General features: G+C 42.1%; 18 protein-coding genes. 15 read left to right on the forward strand and 3 right to left on the reverse strand.

What is annotated here, in order from left to right:
• The first annotated feature begins 198 nt into the window (after nt 1-198).
• From G7Y32_RS06610 to G7Y32_RS06650, 9 genes are all read left to right on the forward strand, one after another.
• Nucleotides 199-2373: a PTS transporter subunit IIBC gene (locus tag G7Y32_RS06610; RefSeq protein WP_165212248.1), complete on the forward strand. Its 2175-nt coding sequence runs from the start codon at nt 199-201 to the stop codon at nt 2371-2373.
• A gap of 176 nt (nt 2374-2549) precedes the next feature.
• Nucleotides 2550-3692, forward strand: a complete 1143-nt coding sequence (gene tgt, locus G7Y32_RS06615; RefSeq protein WP_165212250.1) for a tRNA guanosine(34) transglycosylase Tgt — start codon at nt 2550-2552, stop codon at nt 3690-3692.
• A 121-nt stretch (nt 3693-3813) separates the two neighbouring features.
• On the forward strand, nt 3814-4116 hold the full coding sequence (locus G7Y32_RS06620) for a CHY zinc finger protein (protein ID WP_165212252.1): 303 nt from the start codon (nt 3814-3816) through the stop codon (nt 4114-4116).
• Nucleotides 4117-4238: 122 nt separating this feature from the next.
• Nucleotides 4239-4778, forward strand: a complete 540-nt coding sequence (locus G7Y32_RS06625; RefSeq protein WP_165212254.1) for a biotin transporter BioY — start codon at nt 4239-4241, stop codon at nt 4776-4778.
• Nucleotides 4779-4940: 162 nt separating this feature from the next.
• The gene (locus G7Y32_RS06630; RefSeq protein WP_165212256.1) at nt 4941-6197 is read left to right on the forward strand and encodes a DUF975 family protein; all 1257 of its coding nucleotides are present in this window, start codon (nt 4941-4943) and stop codon (nt 6195-6197) included.
• Between the two features lie 915 nt (nt 6198-7112).
• Nucleotides 7113-11519: a PolC-type DNA polymerase III gene (locus tag G7Y32_RS06635; RefSeq protein WP_165212258.1), complete on the forward strand. Its 4407-nt coding sequence runs from the start codon at nt 7113-7115 to the stop codon at nt 11517-11519.
• 207 nt (nt 11520-11726) lie between these two features.
• Nucleotides 11727-11888, forward strand: coding sequence for a hypothetical protein (locus G7Y32_RS06640; RefSeq protein ID WP_165212260.1), 162 nt, complete (start codon nt 11727-11729; stop codon nt 11886-11888).
• A 768-nt stretch (nt 11889-12656) separates the two neighbouring features.
• Entirely contained in the window at nt 12657-13094 is a 438-nt protein-coding gene (locus G7Y32_RS06645; RefSeq protein ID WP_004225599.1) for a MarR family winged helix-turn-helix transcriptional regulator, read from the forward strand.
• A gap of 117 nt (nt 13095-13211) precedes the next feature.
• The gene (locus G7Y32_RS06650) at nt 13212-13760 is read left to right on the forward strand and encodes an NADPH-dependent FMN reductase (RefSeq protein ID WP_165212262.1); all 549 of its coding nucleotides are present in this window, start codon (nt 13212-13214) and stop codon (nt 13758-13760) included.
• Nucleotides 13761-14759: 999 nt separating this feature from the next.
• Here G7Y32_RS06650 and G7Y32_RS06655 read toward each other — a convergent pair.
• Nucleotides 14760-16160, reverse strand: coding sequence for an MFS transporter (locus G7Y32_RS06655; RefSeq protein ID WP_165212264.1), 1401 nt, complete (start codon nt 16158-16160; stop codon nt 14760-14762).
• A gap of 168 nt (nt 16161-16328) precedes the next feature.
• Between G7Y32_RS06655 and G7Y32_RS06660 the strand changes: the two genes are divergently transcribed.
• Nucleotides 16329-16973: a TetR/AcrR family transcriptional regulator gene (locus tag G7Y32_RS06660; RefSeq protein WP_165212266.1), complete on the forward strand. Its 645-nt coding sequence runs from the start codon at nt 16329-16331 to the stop codon at nt 16971-16973.
• A gap of 27 nt (nt 16974-17000) precedes the next feature.
• On the opposite strand, the gene def is transcribed toward G7Y32_RS06660, so the two are convergent.
• Both def and G7Y32_RS06670 read right to left on the reverse strand, forming a co-directional pair.
• Complete coding sequence (def, locus tag G7Y32_RS06665) at nt 17001-17615, reverse strand: peptide deformylase (protein WP_165212268.1); 615 nt, start codon at nt 17613-17615, stop codon at nt 17001-17003.
• Nucleotides 17616-17693: 78 nt separating this feature from the next.
• Nucleotides 17694-18347: a Crp/Fnr family transcriptional regulator gene (locus G7Y32_RS06670; RefSeq protein ID WP_165212270.1), complete on the reverse strand. Its 654-nt coding sequence runs from the start codon at nt 18345-18347 to the stop codon at nt 17694-17696.
• Between the two features lie 89 nt (nt 18348-18436).
• On the opposite strand from G7Y32_RS06670, the gene G7Y32_RS06675 reads away from it, so the two are divergent.
• From G7Y32_RS06675 to G7Y32_RS06695, 5 genes are all read left to right on the forward strand, one after another.
• Complete coding sequence (locus G7Y32_RS06675; protein ID WP_165212272.1) at nt 18437-19615, forward strand: MFS transporter; 1179 nt, start codon at nt 18437-18439, stop codon at nt 19613-19615.
• A gap of 370 nt (nt 19616-19985) precedes the next feature.
• Complete coding sequence (locus G7Y32_RS06680) at nt 19986-20357, forward strand: hypothetical protein (protein WP_165212274.1); 372 nt, start codon at nt 19986-19988, stop codon at nt 20355-20357.
• Nucleotides 20358-20644: 287 nt separating this feature from the next.
• Nucleotides 20645-20914 carry a 30S ribosomal protein S15 gene (gene rpsO, locus G7Y32_RS06685; RefSeq protein ID WP_165212276.1) on the forward strand — a complete coding sequence of 90 codons (270 nt, stop codon included), beginning with the start codon at nt 20645-20647 and terminating at the stop codon, nt 20912-20914.
• A gap of 476 nt (nt 20915-21390) precedes the next feature.
• Nucleotides 21391-24060 (forward strand): bifunctional acetaldehyde-CoA/alcohol dehydrogenase, encoded by a 2670-nt coding sequence (gene adhE, locus G7Y32_RS06690; RefSeq protein ID WP_165212278.1) that lies wholly within the window; start codon nt 21391-21393, stop codon nt 24058-24060.
• Nucleotides 24061-24394: 334 nt separating this feature from the next.
• Nucleotides 24395-24727 carry a hypothetical protein gene (locus G7Y32_RS06695; protein ID WP_165212280.1) on the forward strand — a complete coding sequence of 111 codons (333 nt, stop codon included), beginning with the start codon at nt 24395-24397 and terminating at the stop codon, nt 24725-24727.
• Nucleotides 24728-24742: the final 15 nt, after the last annotated feature.

Raw genomic sequence — 24742 nt, forward strand, 5'->3', positions numbered from 1 at the left:
AATTCTAGTTTGCTCGCTGGGCTTCTAATTTTCCATCATCTTAATAGTTTAATGTCACTAAACTCGAACTAAATTTCTTAGAAAAAAGATAAACTATCTTGTATCTCGCTGAGACTGCACTAGTTTCCCATTTTCTAAGAAATTTTCGCAAGACGAAATGGTTCTTGGTAATATATATACACAAAGGAGTAGCTTTACATGAAAAATCTTAAAAGCTTAGCTAGTTTCGAATTTTGGCAAAAATTCGGGAAATGTTTAATGGTTGTTATCGCTGTCATGCCTGCTGCAGGTTTGATGATTTCTCTCGGTAACTCTCTTGCTTTGATTGCCCCCAATAATACAACTTGGACACAAATCACCAATCTGATTTCTCAAATCGGTTGGGGTTTCCTTAACAATTTGCATCTGCTCTTTGCTTTAGCTATTGGTGGCAGCTGGGCTAAGGAAAAAGCTGGCGGTGCCTTTGCTGCAGGTATTTCCTTTATCCTGATTAACTTAATTACTGGTAACTTCTATGGAGTAACCACTGACATGTTGGCCGATGATAAAGCGGTTGTTCACAATATTTTTGGCGGCACCATGCGAGTTGCTGACTACTTTATCAATGTCCTTAACCAGCCAGCCCTCAACATGGGAGTCTTTGTTGGTATCATCGCTGGTTTTGTTGGTGCGACCGCCTACAACAAGTACTACAACTTCCGTAAGCTTCCGGATGTTTTGACCTTCTTCAATGGGAAACGTTTCGTACCATTTGTGGTTATCCTGCGTTCTGCTATTGTTGGTCTTGTCATGGCTATCTTCTGGCCATTGGTCCAAACAGCGATCAACAACTTTGGCCAATGGTTGGCTAACTCACAAGATACTGCTCCATTTTTGGCGCCATTCCTTTATGGAACTCTAGAACGTCTGCTTCTGCCATTTGGTCTGCACCACATGCTGACTATTCCTATGAATTATACTCAGCTTGGCGGGACCTATCACTCAATCACTACGGGCAAAGATGTCCTTGGACAAGACCCGCTGTGGTTGGCTTGGGTAACTGACTTGATTCATCTTAAAGGTTCTCACCCTGGACAGTACCAACATTTGTTGACTCATGTCACACCTGCTCGTTTCAAAGTGGGTCAAATGATTGGTGCATCCGGTATTCTGATGGGAATGACTGTTGCTATGTACCGTAATGTTGATCCTGATAAAAAGAAAAAATACAAATCAATGTTCATCTCAGCAGCAGCGGCAACCTTCCTGACAGGGGTTACAGAGCCTCTTGAATACATGTTCATGTTTGCTGCAATGCCACTCTACCTTGTCTATGCCTTTATCCAAGGCTGTGCCTTTGCTATGGCTGACCTTGTTCATTTGCGCCTCCATTCTTTTGGTAATATCGAACTCTTAACCCGTACCCCAATGGCTATTAAGGCTGGTCTGGGTGTAGATGTCATCAATTTCATTTGGGTATCTGTCCTCTTTGGCCTGATAACTTACTTTATCGGTAACTTCATGATTCAAAAGATGAATCTTGCAACTGCTGGACGTAACGGCAATTACGACAGCGAAGAAGTTGATGAAGCCATCCATGCCAACAACGGCGATGCTAATACTTCTGTTGATTCCCAAATCGTTCAAATTATCAATCTACTTGGTGGTCGAGACAATATTGACGATGTTGATGCTTGTATGACACGCTTACGTGTAACGGTTAAAGATCCAGAACAGGTTGGCGACGAAAATGACTGGAAGAAAGCTGGTGCCCTCGGTCTAGTTGTCAAAGGGCATGGTGTTCAAGCCGTTTATGGGCCTAAGGCTGATGGTCTTAAATCTGACATCCAAGATTTGCTTGATTCCGGTGCTCGTATCCCAGTGGTTGACTTCTCTAAGAAAGAAGACGTTGCTGCCCCTGAAAATACCTTCAAGGGCGTGACAGAAAATGTACTCTCTGTTGCTGAAGGGGAGATCATCCCAATCGACCAAGTTAAAGACCCAGTCTTCTCTGGTAAGATGATGGGGGATGGCTTCGCAGTTCAACCAACAGATGGCAATATTTACTCACCAGTAGCTGGTGTGGTTACGAGTGTTTTCCCTACGAAACACGCTTATGGCCTCCTGACTGATGAAGGCCTAGAAGTTCTGGTTCACATTGGTATTGATACCGTTAGCCTTAATGGAATTCCATTTTCGCCTAAGGTGACAGATGGTCAACGTGTAGAAGCTGGCGATCTTTTAGCAGTAGTTGATTTAGAGGCTCTAGAAGCCGCGGGTAAAGAAAAATCTGTCATTGTTGTCTTCACGAATGCGGCAGAAGTTAAATCCGTTACCCTAGAAAACTTAGGCAAACAACCAGCTAAGACTTTAGCCGCTAAGGTTGAAATCTAAGAGAAAGTCTCAGTCTATCAAGAAAAAAGCTTGTTAGCCTCAGGAAAGAATGTTTAAGAAGTCGGACTGGCCGACTTCTTTTTTAGATGCAAATCTGAGTGACATCTTTTTCATATTTTGATAGAATAGTAAGGCTAAAATCGCCCTTGCAAGGGGCTTACAAGGGAGAACTATCAATGACTGATGTACCGATTAAATATCGTCTGATTAAAAAAGAAAAACACACAGGTGCCCGCCTAGGGGAAATTATCACCCCGCATGGCACCTTTCCAACTCCCATGTTTATGCCAGTGGGGACTCAGGCGACGGTCAAGACCCAGTCACCTGAGGAACTTAAAGAAATGGGATCAGGGATTATCCTCTCCAACACCTACCACCTCTGGCTGCGTCCGGGAGACGAGCTGATTGCTGAGGCTGGTGGTCTCCACAAGTTTATGAATTGGGACCAGGCTATCCTGACAGATAGTGGCGGTTTTCAGGTCTACTCACTAGCTGATAGTCGTAATATTACAGAAGAAGGCGTTACGTTCAAAAACCATCTCAATGGGGCTAAGATGTTCCTCTCACCTGAGAAAGCCATCTCTATCCAGAATAATTTGGGATCAGATATCATGATGTCTTTCGATGAGTGTCCTCAGTTCTACCAACCTTATGACTATGTTAAAAAATCCATCGAGCGTACGAGTCGTTGGGCTGAGCGTGGTCTCAAGGCCCATCGCCGCCCGCATGACCAAGGCCTCTTTGGGATTGTGCAGGGAGCCGGATTTGAAGATCTGCGCCGGCAATCGGCAGCTGACCTTGTCAGCATGGACTTTCCTGGTTATTCTATTGGGGGTCTAGCTGTTGGAGAAAGTCATGATGAGATGAATGCGGTCCTAGATTTCACGACCCCGCTCTTGCCAGAAAATAAACCCCGTTATCTTATGGGCGTCGGAGCACCAGATAGCTTGATTGACGGAGTTATCCGAGGAGTAGATATGTTTGACTGTGTGTTACCTACTCGTATCGCCCGTAATGGGACTTGCATGACCAGTCAGGGACGTCTTGTGGTCAAAAATGCTGCCTTTGCTAAAGATTTTGGACCTTTAGATCCAGATTGTGAGTGTTATACATGCCGAAACTATTCACGCGCCTATCTGCGTCACCTGCTTAAAGCAGACGAAACCTTTGGTATTCGCCTGACCAGCTATCACAATCTTTACTTCCTAGTCAACCTAATGAAGAAAGTTCGCCAAGCTATTATGGATGACAACCTGCTGGAATTCCGACAAGATTTCATGGATCGTTATGGTTATGGTAAAAATGGCCGCAATTTCTAAACAAAACAATCACTCCTCATAAGGGGAGTTTTTAATCGCCCTATTTGTTAACCTCTATAAAAAAATAAGTTGACGAGCAAAAACTAAGATGGTAGTATAAGATTATACTTAGGAGAAAAAAATGCTAGAAATTTTAGGCTTAGATTTAGATAAAGCAGGTCGTTGTCAACACTACTACGGTCCCAATGATGTTCTTGCTTTGAAGTGCCGGGACTGCCAGAAATTTTATGCCTGTTACCAATGCCATGATGCTCTTTGCGACCATCCCTTTAAAGCTATGGATAAACGGGAAGTAAAATTGGTCCTTTGTGGCAATTGCCGGAGTCTCTTGAATTGGCAGGATTACCAGACGGGAGCTTGTCCTTCTTGTCACCACGTTTTCAATCCCAAATGTTCTTACCATCACGATATTTATTTTGAATAGAATTGAACCCGCCTACACTTCTGCGAAAAAAGACCCACCTGTCTTGAATTTATAGGATTCATTGTCCGGTTTGCTTTTCTTCGGAGTGCTTGACAGTTTAGTATCTTATGAAAGGAAGTCTTATGAAGACTAAAGATTTGGCTGCGATTGCCATGATGACAACGCTTCTAGTCGTTCTCAGTTATATTCCAGGAATTCCTTTGGGCTTTATTCCTGTTCCTATTGTTTTACAGAATCTAGGAGTCATGCTGGCTGGCTGCTTGTTAGGCGGTAAAAAAGGAAGCTTATCGGTTTGCTTACTCTTTTTAGTCGGCTTGGCTATTCCGGCTTTTTCTGGCTTTACTACAACTATTCAGGTTCTCATTGGCCCAACCGCTGGCTATGTTTGGACTTGGCTATTGGTTCCTCTCTTGCTCGACTGGGGGCTGTCTCATCTGCGAAAAATTACGGCTTTGACCAGTTTTATTGTCATCTGGTTGACTGGTGTTTTTTTCGTTGACTTACTGGGTGGTCTCTATTTGGCGGTCTATACAGGGATGTCGATCTTTACAGCGGTCGTTTCCAGTAGTCTCGCTTTTATTCCTGGGGATAGTCTTAAAGTTTTAGTAGCGACCCTTGTTTTTCTGCGTTTTCATAAAATTTCAGCAAGTCATAAGTCTTAGAAAAATTTTTATCTGTCGCCGTCCTTTGAGGTCAGGCGACTTTTTTACATTGACAACCCCCATCAAGCGTAATAGAATAGTAGTATTAAACTGTATAAATGACAAAAGGGTTTAAAAGATCAACCTATCTGCCCTTTGAAATTGATAGTGAAGGAGTTTACTGTGAAAACAAGGAAAGATTTAAAAGAGCAAGCAAAAACAGCCCTTCGAGGGAATTGGCCCTGGGCAGTTGGGGTCCTTTGGGTTCCAACTATCATTCTGGGACTCATCTCCACCTTCTTGCTGGGAGTGCTGGCTCTGGTTTGGAGAGCAGCTTCATCAGATTTTACTGCCACATCTAATGTTGTCCTGATTTTTATCGTAATGGCTTTCTTGCTGCTGGTGCTCTTTACCTTCTTTGCCTCTGTTGGTATAGGTGCCGGAGCCAGTTATGCCTACTTGGATTTGATTCGTGGTCGTAAGCAATCCTTTAGAGAAGCGGCAACTTATGCTTTCAAGGAGCAGCGCTTCGATAGTATTTTTGGGGTCGTTTTGATGACTGCCATTTATACTTTACTTTGGATGGTGCTTTTGATTATCCCTGGCTATATGAAAGCCGTGTCCTATTCCCAAGGACTTTTCATCCTCAAGGATGATATGGAAGCAGGTAAGGGAATTACCACAACCTCTGCTATTACCAAAAGTAAAGTGATAATGGAAGGACACAAGAGAGATTACTTCATGCTCATCTTGAGTTTTTCGAGGTGGTTCTTGGTGCCGGCAATCTTTGTTGCTTTGTCAGTTTTCCTTTTCGCCAATCAGCAAGTGGTTTGGGGGGCTTTCTTTTTCCTTTGCTATTTCCTTACTCTGGCTGTTTGGATTCCCTATGTGGCAACAACTCAAGCAGCTTTCTATGAAGATTTGATCCATCAGGAACAGCCCAAGGAAATTGTCCAGCTTGAAGAAAAACTAGCCAATGCTAAGTTAGAGGCTGATAAAGCTATGTCGGATTATAATGACCGTATCGCCGACCGTAAGGCTGATAAGAAAAAGGCTCACGACAAAAAGATGGCCAAAAAGTTGAAGGCTAAGAAGGAACGTGAAGAACAGCGTCGTGAAAGAGTTGCTAAGAAACGTCGAGAGCGTGAAGAAAAAGAAGCGAAAAATCCTAAAAAGAAAGCGTCTAAAAAATCCAAAGTGGCCGATAAGCAGCCTGTTGAGTCCAAAAAAACAGAAAAACTGTCTAAAAAAGTAGAGGATGCTAAGCCAGAAACTCAAGAAGAATCTAATAAGAAAATCATTAAGGCTGAAAAAGAAGTAACAGAGCAAACAAATCAATCGTCCAAGAAGTCAGGACCTAAGTCAGATAAGGTTCATCACTCAACGTCTAAAAAGCCTAAGACCAAAGCCAAAAAGAAAAAAGGTAAGAAACGTAAGTAATTGTCTAAACTTTTTGTATTTGTGAAAAAGTAAGGTAATCAAGCCGTCTAAAACTAAGTACTTAAGGAGTGGGATAGGCAGCTGCAGTCAAACTACCCTATTTAAAACAGAGTGGGACTCAATCAGTAAACCGTGATTTATCACGGTTTTGATTTTCCTCGCTCTCCCGTTTTAAGGCTCAGGCCTCTGCCACTTTCTTATTTTTAGGTGGCAGGCTTTGGCAGTCTATCCCCAGATTGCCAAAGTCCACTGGAGCATTTTGACACTTGCTTTGCAAGCTTTATTTCCCGATTAAAAAGCTCTACCAGAGCGTTTTAACCCACCTTCGCACAGCTCAAACATATTAAGATTAGTAGTGATAAACTCCCCCGACGGGAGACAGTCCTCACTACTTTTTCTTTATGATAAAGTAGAGGAGTCTTGTTAAGTCGTAAGACCTTTTGAGGTTGGAAATAAGATGAACAAGCTTCATCAGATTAGTAACCTCCAACAGTTTGGAAAACTGTTGGAGCTATCACTTACGTGGTAATTAAACAGTCCTGTAGACTGTTTAAGGGGTGCCTGAAAATGAGACTGCGCCCTAGCCCCAAGATAAGGATCGCCAATCAGCAGTGGTTCATTGGTGCTAAAGCACCTAATGAACTGTGCAGGAGTAAGACTTGTTGGCATAGCCAACAAGTCTTACTCCCAGCCACTGCGTCAATCTAGTTAAATCTATAATCATGTTAACGAGACAGGACCTTGTCCAGTCTTTTTTTGATTTGGTCTTGGCTAAGGGAACTTATGGTTTAAATATGCTATAATATAAGGGCTAAATTGGCCAAGGCTAGGTTGAAAGTTGATCCAAGGGCCTAGGTCAAATGCTACAAGTATCGTCAGGAAACTCGTCATTTTAGGAAAAAACGGGAGTCAGTCATGTCAGAGCTATTTAAAAAATTGATGGAACAGATTGAAATGCCGCTTGAGATGAGACAGTCTCAGGCCTTTTTGTCTGCTGATATCAAGGAAGTCAAGGTACATGCCCTTAGTCGTCAATGGGATTTTCATTTTAGTTTTGAGCAAATTTTACCGATTGCGCTCTATCAAGAGCTGGCTTATCGTCTTGTTTCGACCTTTAAGGCAGCAGATATTAAAGCTACCTTTACCATTGAGGCAGAAAATAGAGATTTTTCTGATTCTGATTTATTACAGGCCTACTATACAGAGAGTTTTAATCACCCCCTCTGCTCCAGTGCCAGCTTTCGCTCGAGCTTTTCAAATCTGACAGTCACCTATGATCCAACCAAGGAACAGATTCTTATCCATGCTCCAGGCTTTTTGAATAATGACCATTTTAAACAAAACCATTTGCCCAAGCTGGAACAGCAGTTTGCCCAATTTGGTTTTGGTCAGGTCTCTTTTGCCATTGAGGTTGATGAGGATAAGACGCAAGAGCTTACCCAAGCCTTTGAGTCCAGTCGACATAAGAAGATTGAGCAGGCTCAGGAAGAAAATGCCCAAGCGGTTGCTTCTTTGGAAGCTTCTATGCCAGCTCAGGAAGAGTCAGCGCCGGCTCCTCAATTTGATTACAAGGAAAGAGCAGCCAAACGTCAAGCTAGTTTTGATAAGGCGGAAATCACGCCTATGGTTGAGATTGAGACTGAGGAAAACCGCATTGTCTTTGAGGGAATGGTTTTTGATGTGGAACGCCGGACGACGCGGACCGGCCGGCACATCATCAGCTTTAAGATGACCGACTACACTTCTTCCTTTGCTATGCAGAAGTGGGCTAAAGACGATAATGACCTCAAAAAGTACGACATCATTGCCAAAGGAGCCTGGCTCCGAGTTCGAGGAAATATTGAAAATAACCAATGGACCAAGACTTTGACCATGAATGTGCAGGATGTGAAGGAAATTGTCCACAAGGAACGCAAAGATCTTATGCCTGAAGGACAGAAGCGGGTTGAGTTTCACGCTCATACTAATATGTCTACCATGGATGGTCTGCCTACGGTTGAACACTTGATTGACAAGGCGGCTAGTTGGGGCCATACAGCCGTTGCTATTACCGATCATGGCAATGTGCAGAGCTTCCCTCATGGCTATCATCGAGCCAAAAAGGCTGGTATCAAGGCCATCTTTGGTTTAGAGGCTAATATCGTTGAAGACCGGGTGCCAATCACCTATAATGAAGTGCCTATGGACTTACATGAAGCGACTTATGTTGTCTTTGACGTAGAAACCACGGGGTTATCTGCTGTTAACAATTCCTTGATTCAAATTGCGGCTTCCAAGATGCACAAGGGCAATATCATTGATCAGTTCGATGAATTTATCAATCCTGGACATCCTTTGAGTCAATTTACGACAGATTTGACAGGGATTACGGATAACCACCTTAAAGATGCCAAGCCCCTCTTGCAAGTTTTGCAAGAATTTCAGGAATTTTGTAAAGACACTGTCTTGGTAGCCCACAATGCCACCTTTGATGTAGGCTTTATGAATGCTAATTATGAGCGTCATGATCTGCCTACCATTACTCAGCCCGTTATTGATACTCTAGAGTTTGCCCGCAATCTCTATCCTGAATATAAGCGCCATGGTCTAGGGCCTCTCACTAAGCGTTTCCAAGTTGCCCTGGATCACCACCACATGGCCAACTACGATGCGGAAGCGACTGGACGTCTGCTCTTTATCTTCATCAAGGAAGCGCGTGAAAATCGTGGTATCAGTAATTTAGCTGATCTTAATACGAAATTAGTATCGGAAGATTCCTACAAAAAAGCCCGTGTCAAACATGCCACTATTTACGTGCAAAATCAGATTGGTCTTAAGAATATTTTCAAGCTGGTCAGTCTGTCTAATGTTAAATACTTTGAAGGTGTAGCTCGGATTCCCAGAACAGTGCTGGATCAGTATCGAGAAGGCTTGCTTTTGGGGTCGGCCTGCTCAGAAGGGGAGGTCTTCGACGCTGTTCTTTCCCATGGGGTCGATAAGGCTCTCGAAGTGGCCAAGTATTATGATTTTATCGAGGTCATGCCACCAGCCATCTATCGCCCTCTGGTTGCCCGTGAGCTTATTAAAGATGAAGAGGGAATTCAGCAGGTTATCCGTGACTTGATTGAGGTTGGTCGCAAACTCAATAAGCCAGTTCTGGCAACAGGTGATGTCCACTATCTTGAGCCGGAAGACCAGCTCTACCGAGAAATCATCGTCCGCAGTTTGGGTCCGGGGGCTATGATTAATCGTCCAATCGGCCGAGGTGAAGATGCCCAACCCGCCCCCCTGCCGGATGCCCATTTCCGAACTACCAATGAAATGTTGGATGATTTCTCCTTTTTGGGTGAAGACTTAGCCTACGAAATCGTTGTAACCAATACACAAGAATTTGCGGAACGGTTTGAAGAAGTGGAAGTCGTCAAGAATGATCTCTATACGCCTTACATTGATAAAGCCGAAGAGACTGTTGCGGAAAAAACTTATGCCAGAGCCTTCGAAATTTATGGCAATCCTCTGCCGGATATTATTGATCGCCGTATTGAAAAGGAATTAACTTCTATTTTGGGAAATGGTTTTGCCGTGATTTATTTGGCTTCCCAAATGTTGGTTGATCGCTCCAATAAGCGTGGCTATCTAGTCGGTTCACGGGGGTCTGTTGGATCTAGTTTTGTGGCGACCATGATTGGGATTACCGAGGTCAACCCTATGCCGCCTCATTACATCTGCCCAGACTGTCAGTATTCAGAATTCATCACCGATGGTTCGGTTGGATCAGGTTTTGACTTGCCGGACAAAGATTGTCCAAACTGCGGTCACAAGCTAACTAAGGATGGTCACGATATTCCCTTTGAAACCTTCCTAGGATTCGATGGAGATAAGGTTCCCGATATCGACCTTAATTTCTCTGGGGACGACCAGCCATCTGCACATTTGGATGTCCGTGATATCTTTGGTGAAGAATACGCCTTTCGGGCTGGGACCGTTGGCACAGTCGCCGAAAAGACAGCCTACGGCTTTGTCAAAGGCTATGAGCGCGATTACAATAAATTCTACCGTGATGCTGAAGTGGACCGTTTAGCCATGGGATCAGCCGGCGTTAAGCGGACAACGGGTCAGCACCCTGGCGGTATCGTTGTTATTCCAAATTATATGGATGTCTATGATTTTACGCCGGTCCAATACCCTGCTGATGATACCTCAGCAGAATGGCAAACAACCCACTTTAATTTCCACGATATTGATGAAAATGTCCTCAAACTCGATATTCTGGGCCATGATGATCCAACCATGATTCGTAAGCTTCAGGACCTGTCTGGAATTGATCCTACAGATATTCCGGCCGATGACCCAGATGTCATGAAACTCTTCTCAGGTACGGAAGTCCTTGGTGTTACAGAAGAACAAATTGGTACCCCGACAGGTATGCTGGGAATTCCAGAATTTGGTACTAACTTTGTTCGGGGGATGGTTGATGAAACTCATCCGACAACCTTTGCTGAATTGCTCCAGCTCTCTGGACTCTCTCACGGTACGGATGTTTGGCTGGGCAATGCCCAAGATTTGATTAAAGAAGGCATTGCTACTCTTTCAACAGTTATCGGCTGTCGGGATGATATCATGGTTTATCTCATGCATGCAGGCCTTGAGCCTAAAATGGCTTTTACGATTATGGAACGGGTTCGTAAAGGACTTTGGCTTAAAATTTCTGAGGAAGAGCGCAATACCTATATTCAAGCGATGCGGGATAATAATGTGCCAGACTGGTACATCGAATCTTGCGGTAAGATCAAGTACATGTTCCCTAAGGCCCATGCAGCGGCCTATGTTATGATGGCCCTACGGGTAGCCTACTTCAAAGTGCACTATCCTATCTATTACTACTGTGCTTACTTCTCTATTCGGGCTAGAGCCTTTGAACTCAAGACCATGAGTGCCGGACTGAGTGCCGTTAAGGCCCGCATGGAAGATATTGCAAATAAACGCAGGAATAACGAAGCTTCTAACGTTGAAATTGACCTTTATACCACCTTGGAAATTGTCAATGAAATGTTGGAGCGAGGCTATAAATTCGGTCAGTTAGATCTTTATAACAGTGAAGCAACTGAATTCAAGATTGAAGATGATACCTTAATTCCGCCATTTGTCGCTATGGATGGTCTTGGTGAAAATGTTGCTAAACAAATTGTTGCTAGCCGTCAAGAAGGAGAGTTCCTATCTAAAACCGAGCTGCGTAAGCGCGGTGGTGTTTCAGCAACCCTAGTCGAAAAAATGGACGAAATGGGTATTTTAGGCGATATGCCAGAAGATAATCAGCTATCTTTATTTGATGATTTCTTTTGATTATTTACAGCGATTGCTTCAGTGGGGTGCAACTCCTTCGCTAATAGCCAATGCAACACTGTTCGGTTGTCTTTCATCCCATCAGCTGTTAAACAACTTATAAAATTTAGGGAAACCATCTAGCATAAAAATCTACATAAGTATGACAGCTAATGTTAACTCGCGAAAGGAAGACAGTACGAAGGTCGAACAAGAAGGGAGATTTCAATGCAATTAGATATCAAATGGGATGACAAATCAAAAAACGAACATTTTGATTACCATTTAGAAATTTCTGGTAAGCAGGTTTTTGGGGTAACCATGGTCATCTGTGGGACAGTTATTCTAGGAAAATGTTTGAAAACTATATACAGCAATAAACACCACTAAACATTTAGCATAAAGTGGTCAGGACAGACAATTTTTCTTTTGAAATTTATTTGTCATTACATCAAGCTTCTTGATATAAAAAGTAAAACCGAACACATTAGAATTTTCACCTTTAAAAATCTAATCGTGTTCGGTTTTTAATATTACTGTCGGATTATGGTACGTCATACCCTTTGAAAGTCAAAACGATAGGCCGTTGCTTCAGACGATACTAAGTAACAGGTTAGTAAGGAAACAAGGTAAGTTAGTAGGGGATTTGCTTTCGTTAAGGTTCCACAGAACCTGACGTGATAAGCCTGATAGCAGCGGATTTAACCAAGGCCCCGCCTTGTCTATTTTGTGATTTTCAGAAAGTATAAACTGATGAAGCACATGATATTGTCTGTGAGAACGCTGCTCAAAGATGTCTATTCCAGCCTCGAAAGCCTCAAGAAGTCAACTCGCTTGCTTGACGTACTTTTTAGTGCTACAATGAATGAAATTGGATGTCATTTTAGGAAAGAATTACTAATTAGTGCAAAACGTTTGACAGGAAAATTCTTTCGCTCTACAATAATCACACCCTGCTTAATAGCTGGCGCATTTGAGTCAAATTTGCGCATGTGAGCAGAGAAGAACGTAGAAAGGAAGCCTTCCCTAACAGACCCTCTATAACCTGAATCTAGATTTTTCATAATTCCGAGAAGTCTAGATTCTAAAGCTTAGTGGCTAAATGCCTCTTCTGCTTAGGTTGTTCTGTCTCGTTTTGTTGGTTTTAGGAGAACGTCCATGACAAAATTTAAGAATTCTGCTGTCAAGAGTATGGTTGTAATGCGTAAGGCATTTCGAACTATTGATACCAGAGTTTCCGCAACTTTCCGTGATTTTGATTTAACACCTGCTCAATTTAGTGTCTTAGATGTCCTTTATGCTAAGGGTCCTCTGCGTATTGGTGATTTGATTTCTAGTATCTTATCAACGTCAGGCAATATGACCATTGTCATTAAAAATATGGAAAAAAATGGCTGGGTCCAACGTCGGGTCAGCAGAAAGGACCATCGCGCCTATATTATCTCGATTACAGATAAAGGGCGACGCATTATAGAAAAAGCCCTACCGGCTCATATTGAGGCCGTTGAAGAAACCTTTAGCGTTTTGACTGAAGATGAGCAAAACCAATTAATTGAACTTTTGAAGAAATTCAAAACTCTTAATGATAAGGACTGAGCAAATTACTGTGCAGTCTTTTAATTTAATGCTATTATTACTACATAGTAATAATATGCAGGGCAGTTTTATGTCAAGCATTACTAAAAAATCTATTTCAAAAGGAAAACCAAAAAAATGAAAAATATTCTTTTTATCGTTGGCTCTCTTCGTGAAGGGTCCTTCAACTATCAAATGGCTGAACAAGCTGAACAAGTTTTAGCAGAAAAAGCTAAGGTGTCTTATCTTGACTGGTCGCAAGTGCCAATGTTTAATCAGGATCTTGAAACACCAGTCTTGCCGGCTGTTCAAGCTGTTCGCGATGCCGTTGAAGCAGCAGATGCTATCTGGATCTTCTCACCAGTTTACAACTTCTCAATCCCAGGTTCTATTAAGAACCTTTTGGACTGGTTGTCACGTGCTAAAGATCTTTCAGATACAACAGGTGCCTCAGTTCTTCAGGATAAAGTTACAACAGTTTCTCTCGTAGCTAACGGTGGTACTGACCAGACAGCAGAAATTTACCGCAACCTTTTGCCATTCATCCGTACTAATTTCGTTGACGAAGTGACGACTTCTCGTGTTAATGATTCGGCTTGGGCGGATGGTCAATTTGTTGCTGAGCAAGAAACTCTGGCACAGCTGAACAAACAGGCTGATGCTCTTCTAGCAGCCTTGGCTGGCTGATACTAAAGCAATAGAAAAGAGTGTGGGACAGAAGTCGATTTTTTATATAAATTGACTTCGTCGTCCCACCTCCGTACAGTTGATTAAGAAGACCGCTAACAATTGCGGAGTAGTTAAACAGTCCAGTGGACTGTTTAAGGGGGTGCCTGAAATGCCAAGGTAAGGACTCCCAATTACTGCGTCAAACTGTTATTACTGAAAAAATAGAAGGCTGGAATACTTTTTTCCAGCCTCTTTTTGAAAACTGAAAACATCTTCCAGCAAGCAGAATTAGAAAGATTTTAAGATTTTTGAAACCATCAAACGGGTACTGTACGTCCTCTACTTTATTGATTTACATAAGAAAGGTAAACAAGATAGCTACTAGATTATTGAAAATACAGAGGCTGTAGCTTATTCATCACAGTTACAAAACCAATCACAAATCTCCTGTCTTCGTAAATACTCTGAACTTCTGGAGCAGGAAACAAGAAAGGGTGATGAAAAGTTGGAGAAAACCAAAAAGTAGAGAGGCGAAGCCCCCACCCTCCAATCATTTTGGTCAGCTATCACAACTTAAAAGCCTTTTAAGAAGGCATTGCAGGAAATATCTTTTTCAACCATAGGAGCAAATCACAGGTAAAAAAGATGGGGTAAAGGCAAAGGGCATGCCAAGTTTAATGCTGCCTGACTAGCCGAGGTCGTTGTAGGGCTAGCCATCCTCATCACAAAGCCACCGATAGATAAATTTAACAGCTAATAACACCGCGATACCAAAGACGTAAAGACCATATATGTCCCATCTAATCTTTTTACAGTTTCTAGATCCTTGTAATAATTAGAGAAACAGCCAAACTAAGGCGGCAAAGACGACTGAACTCAAATTAGCGACTAAAGCTGGTTCAATTTGTAACAAGTGCTCATGAGTCATAAATAGAATTTGAACCAAGTAGTCAAGAACGAGAAAGGCAGGGACTAAGACAAGCTATTTTATCTTATTTCTAGAGAGAGTTTTTGATCTTATTTTTTATCAGCCACCCCTTTGAGATAGTCTTTTCTCCTAGGGAAGAGGAGGGTCAAAGCCAGCATCAGAATCATGAAAGGAATCCAAATCTTGTAGATGGAGATATAGGCATCTGCCATAGTGCTTGGTGTATAGAGCTTTAGGGCCTTAAGATTATTGGTCGCCATAGAAATGAAGACAGAAACGGCTAGAACAGAGCCGATTTGACGGACAACTCCAAGAACACTTTGGGAGGAAGTTAAGAGCTCCCCTTGCAGACTGGAGGCCGCCAAGACATTGACAGGACCAGCAATAGTCCCAAAGCCGATACCGAGAATAATAGTAGCAGCAGTCATTTCCCAAGTCTTGGCAGGGTTAACGGTGACTAGTAAGCCATAGGAAAGGAGGATGCTCCCCAAACCGATTAGGACCAAAATCCGTGGGCCTAGCCTATTGATGAGCAGGCTTCCTAGGCCACCAAAGATGAAGACAATGATGGACATAGGTAAGAGAATGAGAGCTGCACCAAGCTCCGCCTTACTTTGCACGTTGGTGAAGTAGGTTGGGAGAATAACGAGCACACCGACATAGAAGAATTGCACGACCGTAGCCATGAAGGTAGAGGCAGAGAATTCTCGAAATCTAAATAGATTAAGGTTGATCATAGGATGCTCAATCCACTTTTCAAGGAAAATAAAGATGATAAGAGCTATGAGGAAGACAAGAAAACATACCAAACTTTTAACATCCCAAAATCCCCAGTCACGAATTTTAATAATACCAAGGGAAGCAGCAAAGAGACTCATCATAGAAAGGAGACTACCTATCCAGTCAATCTTGGTTAAAATTCGTTCGTCATTGCGAAAATGATAAGTAAAGCAAATAAGCAAAAAAGCGAATAGAACAAAGGGGAGATTGATAAAGAAAATCCAATGCCAAGACAGACTATCTGTTAAGAATCCACCGAGAGTAGGACCGATAGCGGCAGCTCCTCCTTGGGTCAGGCCTAAGGCAGCAACGACCTTAACCCGATCCTCAATGGGCCAAGTGGAAATACCTAAGGTATTTCCAACGGGCAAGAGAATGGCAGCTCCAAAACTGGCAATGAGACGGCCGACCAGCAGCCAATTAAATCCTGCTGAAAAACCAGATATTAAACTGCCGCAGCCAAAGAGGCAGAGACCAAGTGCAAAGAAATGTCCCTTGCCGTAAATATCGGCGAGCTTACTTAGGGGGATAGTAAAACTGGCAAAAATAATAGTGTAAATATTGATAGCCCAAGACAGTCTGTCCAAGCCGATGTTAAAACTTTTCTGAATAGCTGGAATAGTGATATTCATGATGGTGGTATCTAGCATCACCAGAAAAACTCCCAGACACATGGCCAGTGTCAGTAAAATCTTTTTCAATTTAGTCATAATGACCTCCTTTTATAAAACGTGAGTAAAAGCTCATATTTAAAATGTATTATAATCTTACACGGCAGTCTTGTCAAGATAAAAATGAGTAAATAATCATATTTTTAAATATTTGAGGGGTTCCATTATATGCTATAATAGGAGTAGCTTTGATAAAGAGGAAATCACATGATAGAAAAAAAGGTTCGCTCTCCTCGGCAGGAGAGAAGCATTGAAAAACGAGAAAAAATTTTAAGGATAGCTAAGGAGCTGTTTTCAGAAAAAGTCTATTTTAATGTGACAACCAACGAAATTGCCAAGACGGCTGGTCTGTCTGTTGGGACTCTCTATTCCTATTTTGCCAGCAAGGACGATATTTTAATCACCCTCTTGGAACGCTACAATCACGCCTTTATCGATAAGATTTTTACGGAACTCAGCACCAAGGAGTCTTTAGACCTGTTTGCTCAGGCTCCTAAAAAATGGCTGCATTCTCTGGTAGAGCAATTGCTGCGGGTAGAGGATACAAAATTTCATGCCCAGATCGAAATGCTGGCTTATGCGGTTCCTCAAGCCAAATCTCTTCTTGAAGAGCACAATGAGAAAATAAAAACTCTGACTTATCAATGTTTCTTGGATTACCAAAACAAGCAATCAGATATTAGTCTCAAAACTTTGTCGCTCGTGGTCTTTGATTTTATATCCGCCTTGGTGGATGAACTGCTCTACCATGATCATAGCCCAAAGGAATTTGAACAGATAAAAAAGACTGGTATTGACAGCCTTTACCTGATTATAAATACTTATTTGAATGAAAACCAAAACAAGCCCTGACTTTATTAGCCAGAGCTTGTTCGTTTTTTATTGAATAATCAACATACCTTCCTTGATTTCGAAGGGATTGCTTTCATTGATGCGATCATAAAACATGATACCGTTGGTGTGGTCAATTTCGTGCTGAACTACCATGGAGTTGTAGCCCCGAAGTTTGACCTTTTGTTTATTACTGTTTTTATCCACATATTCAATGGTTACCCGTGAATGACGAACAACGTAACCAGGGACTTCACGGTCGACAGAGAGACAGCCTTCACCGTCGGCTAAGGCTGCATCCTGTACAGAGTGAGACACGATACGAGGATTGTACATAATTTCCTGCAGGCTGTAGGGCTGAGCGGGTGGATTGCCTTCTTCGTCTTCTGGATTGGGGACTAGGACGGCAATAATTCGTTTAGAAATATCTAGCTGAGGAGCTGCGAGGCCGACTCCTCCCCGAAGGCCCATTTTTTCAGCCATGACCGGATCTTGTGAATTTTTGAGAAACTGCATCATTTTTTCGCCTAAAATAATATCTTCATCAGAGAGTGGTAATTCCACATCCTTGGCAACCGCCCGCAAGGTTGGATTCCCTTCACGGATAATATCGGACATATCAATCAGATGACTGGCTTTAATGATTTTTTCTTGTGGTGACATGATTAAACCTCTTTAGATGTAAAATTTATACTTGAGTTCAGTATAGCACGAAAAAAAGGAGAAAGAAAGATTGGGACACTAATCGCGAATACTAGCTATTTCTAATTGTGAACGATCGATAATTTTATAGGTTTTAAAAGCAATCTTTTCTATAATGCCTCGATCCTGCAACTGCCTGATCACTCGTCCAAGGTGCCGATAGGAAGTCCCGAAGACATCGGCTAAGACACTAGGGTGTAACTGGAAGATGTTGTTGTCCTCCTGAGCCAGAATATAAGTAGCCAAGCGCTCCTTGACGGAATAGGAAATATTGGTTGAAGAGATGATGTTTTGCTGCTCCAATTTTTGGGCAAGCTGGCGGCCAATCTGATAGAGAAAGAGGGGATCTCGGTAGAGCTGATCGCGATTGGTCAGGGGCAGCTGGATGACTAAGCTGGGTTTCAGGGCGATAACAGATGAGACACTGACCTCGCTAGTCATCAGCTCAATATCACCGATGAGGGTTGGTTGTTCCTGAGTTTCTAAAATATGTTCCTTGCCATTAAAAAGCCGACGAACAATCTTAATATGGCCTTCGATAAAATAGAAGAGATGCTGTAAATTTTGCCCCTGTTGGCAGATAGCCTGTCCCTTATCGTAAAGCACAAGCTGGAGTTGATTAATATAATGCTGAGGGAAAATACGATCTAGCTGGTATTTGTTTAGATAGTACTCTAAGGACTTTTTTGCCATAGCGACCTCTTTTTAGGACCTATGTCCTATTTTTCTTTTCTAATTTTCATTATACTGGTATCATTACTGTTTTTCAAGAAGGAATTATTATGAAAATAACGATGGAGAAAATCAGCCTCTTGGCCTTATCCCTGATGCTGGTTTCAACCTATGCGATCTCGCCTGCTTTACCAGAAATGATTCATTATTACAACCAGAGGGGGATTAGTTCTGACCGAGTGGAACTGCTTGTTTCCCTGCCTTCCTTTGCTATTATTGCGGTTTTATTAATAACGCCTGGGATTAGTCGTTTTTTTTCTGAACGCTTGATTATCGTTAGTGGTCTTTGTCTGCTGTCGCTAGGGGGCTTTTTTCCTCTAATGAATCAAACTTATAACCTAGTTTTTCTTTCGCGTCTGGTTTTGGGACTAGGGATTGGTCTCATCAATGCTCGTGCTATCAGTATTATCAGTCAACGCTTTACAGGACGAGACCGCATCAAAATGCTGGGACTTCGTGGATCGGCAGAAGTTCTAGGCTCAGCTCTTTTGACCTTTATAGCAGGTCAATTACTGAATTTTACGTGGTCAGTAACTTTTGCAATTTATGCCCTAGGTTTCCTTATTTTAGGGCTTTATTTAGCATTTGTTCCTCAATCTCCCGAGTCATCGCCTGTCCAGCAAGAGCCTATTAAAAAACAGATAAAAACTGATCATTTAATTCCTCGTCAACTGCTGTATATTTTATCCCTTGCCCTCTATGCAGGTTTTGTCATCCTTATTAATTCGGCTAATACCCTGCGAATTCCTCTTGTTGTGACCCAATACGGACTGGGCAGTGCTCAGCAGGCCAGCCTGATTCTCAGTTTGATGATGTTGATGGGGATTGTAGCAGGAACTTTCTTTAGCAGCCTAGTGGAGCTTTTGGGCCGCTCTCTAATGAGTTTAGTTGTCTTCATTTTGGGTTTAGGACTCTTTGTTATGTGGCTGGCTCCTGATATCATTATATTGGGCTTAGGAGCTCTTCTGACAGGCTTTGTCTATAGCTTAGGTGTCACCTATGTCTTCAATCTCATTTCTGAAACCATCCCCAAGCGTCACCTCCACACAGCTACCACCTTGGTTCTTCTGGGCTGTAATCTGGGCGGAGCTTGTGCCTCGCTGGTTCTGCGCTTTTTTGGCTTCTTTGCCAGCGGATCGGGAGCCACTTTTGCTATTTTTGGGGGTCTGAGTATAGGACTGGGTTTAGTTCTTATGTTAAAAAATCTTTTGCTTAAGGGAAATAAATGAGGAAAACAGAATCAAAAAAATTAGAAGAGACAGGAAAAGCTGACTGTTCTAGCTAAGCACGATGAGAAATTATGACTAAAGAAAATCATACAGAAGGACCTATCGAGAAAAATCGAACAATGGCTATCCTAGGTTGGTCGTTTTAGGAGGATGTCTAGTTTGCTTGATCTTTTTGGGAGTTTTAACACTTGCTCTCTGTATAGGCAGTCGCATCGGTCTAGCTCTGCTAAGGACTCTTACTTTTGGACTGAGCCAAAATCTCATGATATTAAGAACTATATGGATGCTGATTATCAGTTCGACTGGACATTAAAGGAAGTTAAGCAATTAAAAATCAATAAAACCATTCTCAATAAAGTGCTAAAGAAACATGGGAAAGCGTCCCAAGCCAGTAGTTACGATGAAGGATAATAGTAAAATATATTTGGATTACAATAGTAACGACAATGATTGGCAGCTTGCTGTCCATTTAACCTTTGAGAAAAATGGATTTGGCAAGTACCAATTGACAGATGTCGATGGAGGCCTAGTAGCTGATGATGTTGAAACTGTCAAACAAGAAAACCCCACAATCGGCTGGTCACGAGAACAATTTAACCAGCTGATTGAAGGTGACTATGAAAACCAAGCCAAGGGTGGGACAAGTTGGAAGACCATTCAAAAAGATCATCCTTACTCAGCCCATTATCTATTTGAATACGATGACACCTCCCCAGATGCAAAAAGAGGATCCCTAAGCTAAAAGCTAGAGGTCAGGTATGGTGATGATATTGATCCCAATGGTATCGTTCTGGAATTTTTGTCCCCAGATAGTGGAAAAAATTTTTACTTGAATGAGAAATCTGGGCCAGACTCTTTTTCAGATTAACTTGTTAAGGGATGAAATTTATCTTGTCCAAATTAAAATACTTTGACAGACCTAACCCAATTTGCTAGAATGTAAGAGTCGCAAAGACAAACTAACTTCTTCTTGGTAGTAGGATTTGCCAAAGCCTACCACTCGGATGGAGCAATAAAAGGAGAAAAAATATGGCAATTTCAAAAGAGAAAAAAAATGAAATCATTGCTCAATATGCTCGTCACGAAGGCGACACTGGTTCCGTTGAAGTGCAAGTTGCAATCCTAACTTGGGAAATCAACCACCTTAATGAACATATTCAGCAACACAAAAAAGACCACGCAACTTACCGTGGTTTGATGAAAAAAATCGGTCACCGTCGTAACCTTTTAGCTTACCTTCGCCGTACCGATGTTAATCGCTATCGCGACCTCATTCAATCACTCGGACTTCGTCGGTAATAAAATGATGCTGAGGGCGATTAAAAGGTGTAGGATTTTAGGAGCCTGTTAAGGAATTTTGATTTCTTAAGACAGATTCCTAAAACCTGTTAGCCCGAGCTTGAATAACTAAGCTTAGTTTTACAACTGAGCTTATTTTTATTGTCTATCAGTCTCAAAGAAAAATAGGGAAGCAGGCAGTGAAGCAAGAAACTTCAAGCCTGCTTTTTTCTTTTTTACAGAGTTGTAGGCTCTGCAAGTCACTTTTTTAGACTTACTAACCGTTTGGTTTGATAGTTTTTTCATAGAAAGGAAAGCAGTTTATTGTATAAATTAAAAAAATCGTGAAAAAATTCACAAAAGTACTTGACATTATTTTGTAAAAGATTACAATATTAATGTGAAGAAAATCACAAACTAATTTTTTAAAAATTCTTATGTGTGATTATCTTCTTAGTCAAACATTCGTTAATGGATTATCGTTGGAGGATAAATTTATGGCAAAAGCAACTAAAACTGCAGAACTCAGTGCTGAAGAATTGGCGCAACAGTATACAGGGGAACTTGTAGACAAAGCCGTAGAAGCTGAACGTGTTTATGCAACTTACTCTCAAGAGCAAGTTGATAAAATTGTTGCAGCTATGGCGCTTGCCGGTTCAGAAGCCGCTCTTGAACTGGCGAAAGAAGCACATGAGGAAACAGGTCGCGGTGTTATCGAGGATAAAGATACTAAAAATCACTTTGCGACAGAATATGTTTATGAACGTATTAAAAATGAAAAAACGGTTGGCATTATTGGTGAAGATAAAGTAGCTGGCAGTATCCAAATTGCAGCCCCTCTTGGTGTTTTAGCTGGTATTGTACCAACAACTAACCCAACATCAACAACCATGTTCAAAATTTTGGTTGCTTTAAAGACACGCAATGCGATCGTCTTTGCCTTCCACCCATCAGCTCAAAAATGTTCAGCGCACGCCGCACAGATTCTCTACGATGCTGCGGTCAAAGCCGGTGCTCCTGAAAATATTGTTCAATGGATTGACACACCATCAATCGCTAATACCAATGCCTTGATCTCAAATAAGAAAATTGCCTCCATCTTAGCAACCGGCGGCCCCGGCATGGTTAATGCAGCTCTTAAATCTGGTAACCCATCAATGGGGGTTGGTGCTGGTAATGGTGCTGTTTATGTAGATGCAACGGCCCACCTTGATCGTGCAGTCGAAGATCTTCTTTTGTCAAAACGTTTTGATAACGGCATGATTTGTGCAACAGAAAACTCAGCAGTAGTTGAAGCTCCAATTTACAAAGAATGGCTGGCTAAAATGCAGGAAAAAGGTGCTTACTTGGTACCTAAGAAAGACTATAAAAAACTTGAAGATTTCGTCTTCAATGACAATCACGGTGTTAACGGACCCGTTGCTGGTATGTCAGCTGCCTGGATTTGTGAACACGCTGGTGTGAAATTACCAGAAGGTAAAGATGTGCTCTTGTTTGAATTGGACAAGAAAAACATTGGTGAAAAATTATCTTCAGAGAAGCTTTCTCCAATCCTTTCAGTTTATAAAGCGAAAGATCGCCAAGACGGTATCGAGATCGTGGCTGCTTTGCTTGATTATCAAGGTGCTGGTCACAACTGTGCTATCCAAATCGGTTCTCAAGCTGACCCATTCGTTACGGAATATGGTGATGCCCTTAATTCATCTCGTGTCTTGGTTAACCAGCCAGACTCAGTCGGTGGTATTGGTGATGTCTATACAGATGCACTGCAAGCCAGCTTAACTCTTGGAACAGGATCATGGGGGAAAAATTCATTGTCACACAATCTATCTACTGGCGACCTCTTGAACGTAAAAACTGTTGCGAAACGCCGTAACCGTCCTCAATGGATTCGTTTGCCAGAAAAAACTTACTACGAAAAGAATGCTATTTCTTATTTGCAAGATGCCTATGAACCAATGACACGCGCCCTCATCGTTGCCGACCCGGGGATGGTTCAATTTGGTTTTGTTGATACGGTTTATGCGCAATTAGCACTTCGTGATGAAAAAGTGGTGACCTCACTTTATGGCACCATCAAGCCAGACCCAACTCTTGGTCAAACAATTGAAATCGCCAAACAAATGCGTGACTTCAAGCCTGATACCGTTATTGCTATCGGTGGTGGTTCTGCGATTGATGCCTCTAAGATTGCTCGTTTGATTTACGAAGTATCTCTTGATCGTGAAGAAGGATGGCTTGATGCTTATGAAAATGTGAGTGAATTCTTCCTTGAATTGCAACAAAAATTCATCGATATCCGCAAACGTATTGTGAAGTTCAAACATCAAACAGAGACTCGTCTCTTCTGTATTCCAACAACATCAGGTACAGGTGCAGAGGTAACGCCGTTTGCTGTTATCACAGATGATTTCACACACGTGAAATACCCACTTGCCGACTATGAATTAACACCTCAAGTCGCTATCGTTGATCCAGAGTTTGTTATGACTGTACCAAAACGTACAGCTGCTTGGTCAGGTCTTGACGCTTTATCACATGCCCTTGAATCTTACGTATCTGTTATGGCGTCTGACTTTACACGTCCATGGTCACTTGAAGCTATCAAGTTAATCATCGAAAACTTGGAAGATGCTTATAACTATGATCCTAAGAATCCAACACTTCGCGGTGAACAAGCCAAAGAAAACATGCATTATGCTTCAACGCTTGCTGGTATGGCTTTCGGTAATGCCTTCCTTGGTATTAACCACTCACTGGCACACAAGACTGGTGGCGAATTCGGCCTTCCGCACGGCCTTGCTATCGCAATTGCCATGCAGCATGTTATTCGCTACAATGGCGTAGCAGGAAATGTCAAACGTTCAGTTTACCCACGTTATGAAGAATACCGTGCACAGCGTGATTATGCAGATATTGCTCGAGCCCTTGGACTTGAAGGTAAAGACGATGCTGAATTGGTTGAAGCACTCTGCGCACGCATTGACAAGTTGATGCATGCAGTAGGTGTTGAACCAAAACTTTCAGCTAACGGGGTTACCAAGGAAGCCTTTGACGCAGCTGTGGATCGTCTGGCTAGTTTGGCTTATGATGACCAATGTACACCAGCTAACCCACGTCAGCCATACATTGAAGATATGAAACAACTTTTGATTGATCAATTCTAAGGTACAATCGGATAAACTAGAAGAAGGCTGGACAAGAATTCGTCCAGTCTTCCTATTTTGGAACAAACTCTTGGCGCAGCAGTTGAGAGTAAGACTTCTTCGTAACCAACAAATCTTACCCTTGCATAGTTCATAGGTGCTTTAGCCTCTATGAACTGCTGCTGGCAGTTTTTCCTTTTGCCGCAAGGCCAAAGTGGAAAACCTAGCCAATTGTGCAGAGGATAGTGGGATAACAAAATCAAAATCGTGATTTTATCACAATTTACTGATTTTTGTCCCACTCTCCTCTTTTTTTGCTGACTTGGCTTTTTAACCTTTATGCTATAATAGAGCCATGTTAGTTCAGCTTCTCTTTATTTTTATTCTAGCCATGCCAGCCTTAGGTCTGGTTTTTCTCGGGCTAGCCCTGTCCTCAGGCTACCGCAAATTGGTCTGGATCAGTTTCTTAGGTATTCTTGTTTTTGGTCTGTCTTTTTACAGTCTTCATCTAAAAAATGATGTCTTTTTTTATAGCTTCTTTATCCTAGGCCCCTTTTTGTTTGGCTTAGGACTGCCACTAAATTTAACCAAGCCCAAGCGGATTCAAGCCGGATTTTCTGGCTTCGGAATTATTGTCGTGTTTTTCTTAGCCTTGTTAATCATAGCTCAGATGCTTAATCGCTTCTAATGCTTTTTGAAAAAC

The sequence above is a fragment of the Streptococcus tangpeifui genome, from assembly GCF_011038795.1.
GTDB lineage: Bacteria > Bacillota > Bacilli > Lactobacillales > Streptococcaceae > Streptococcus > Streptococcus tangpeifui.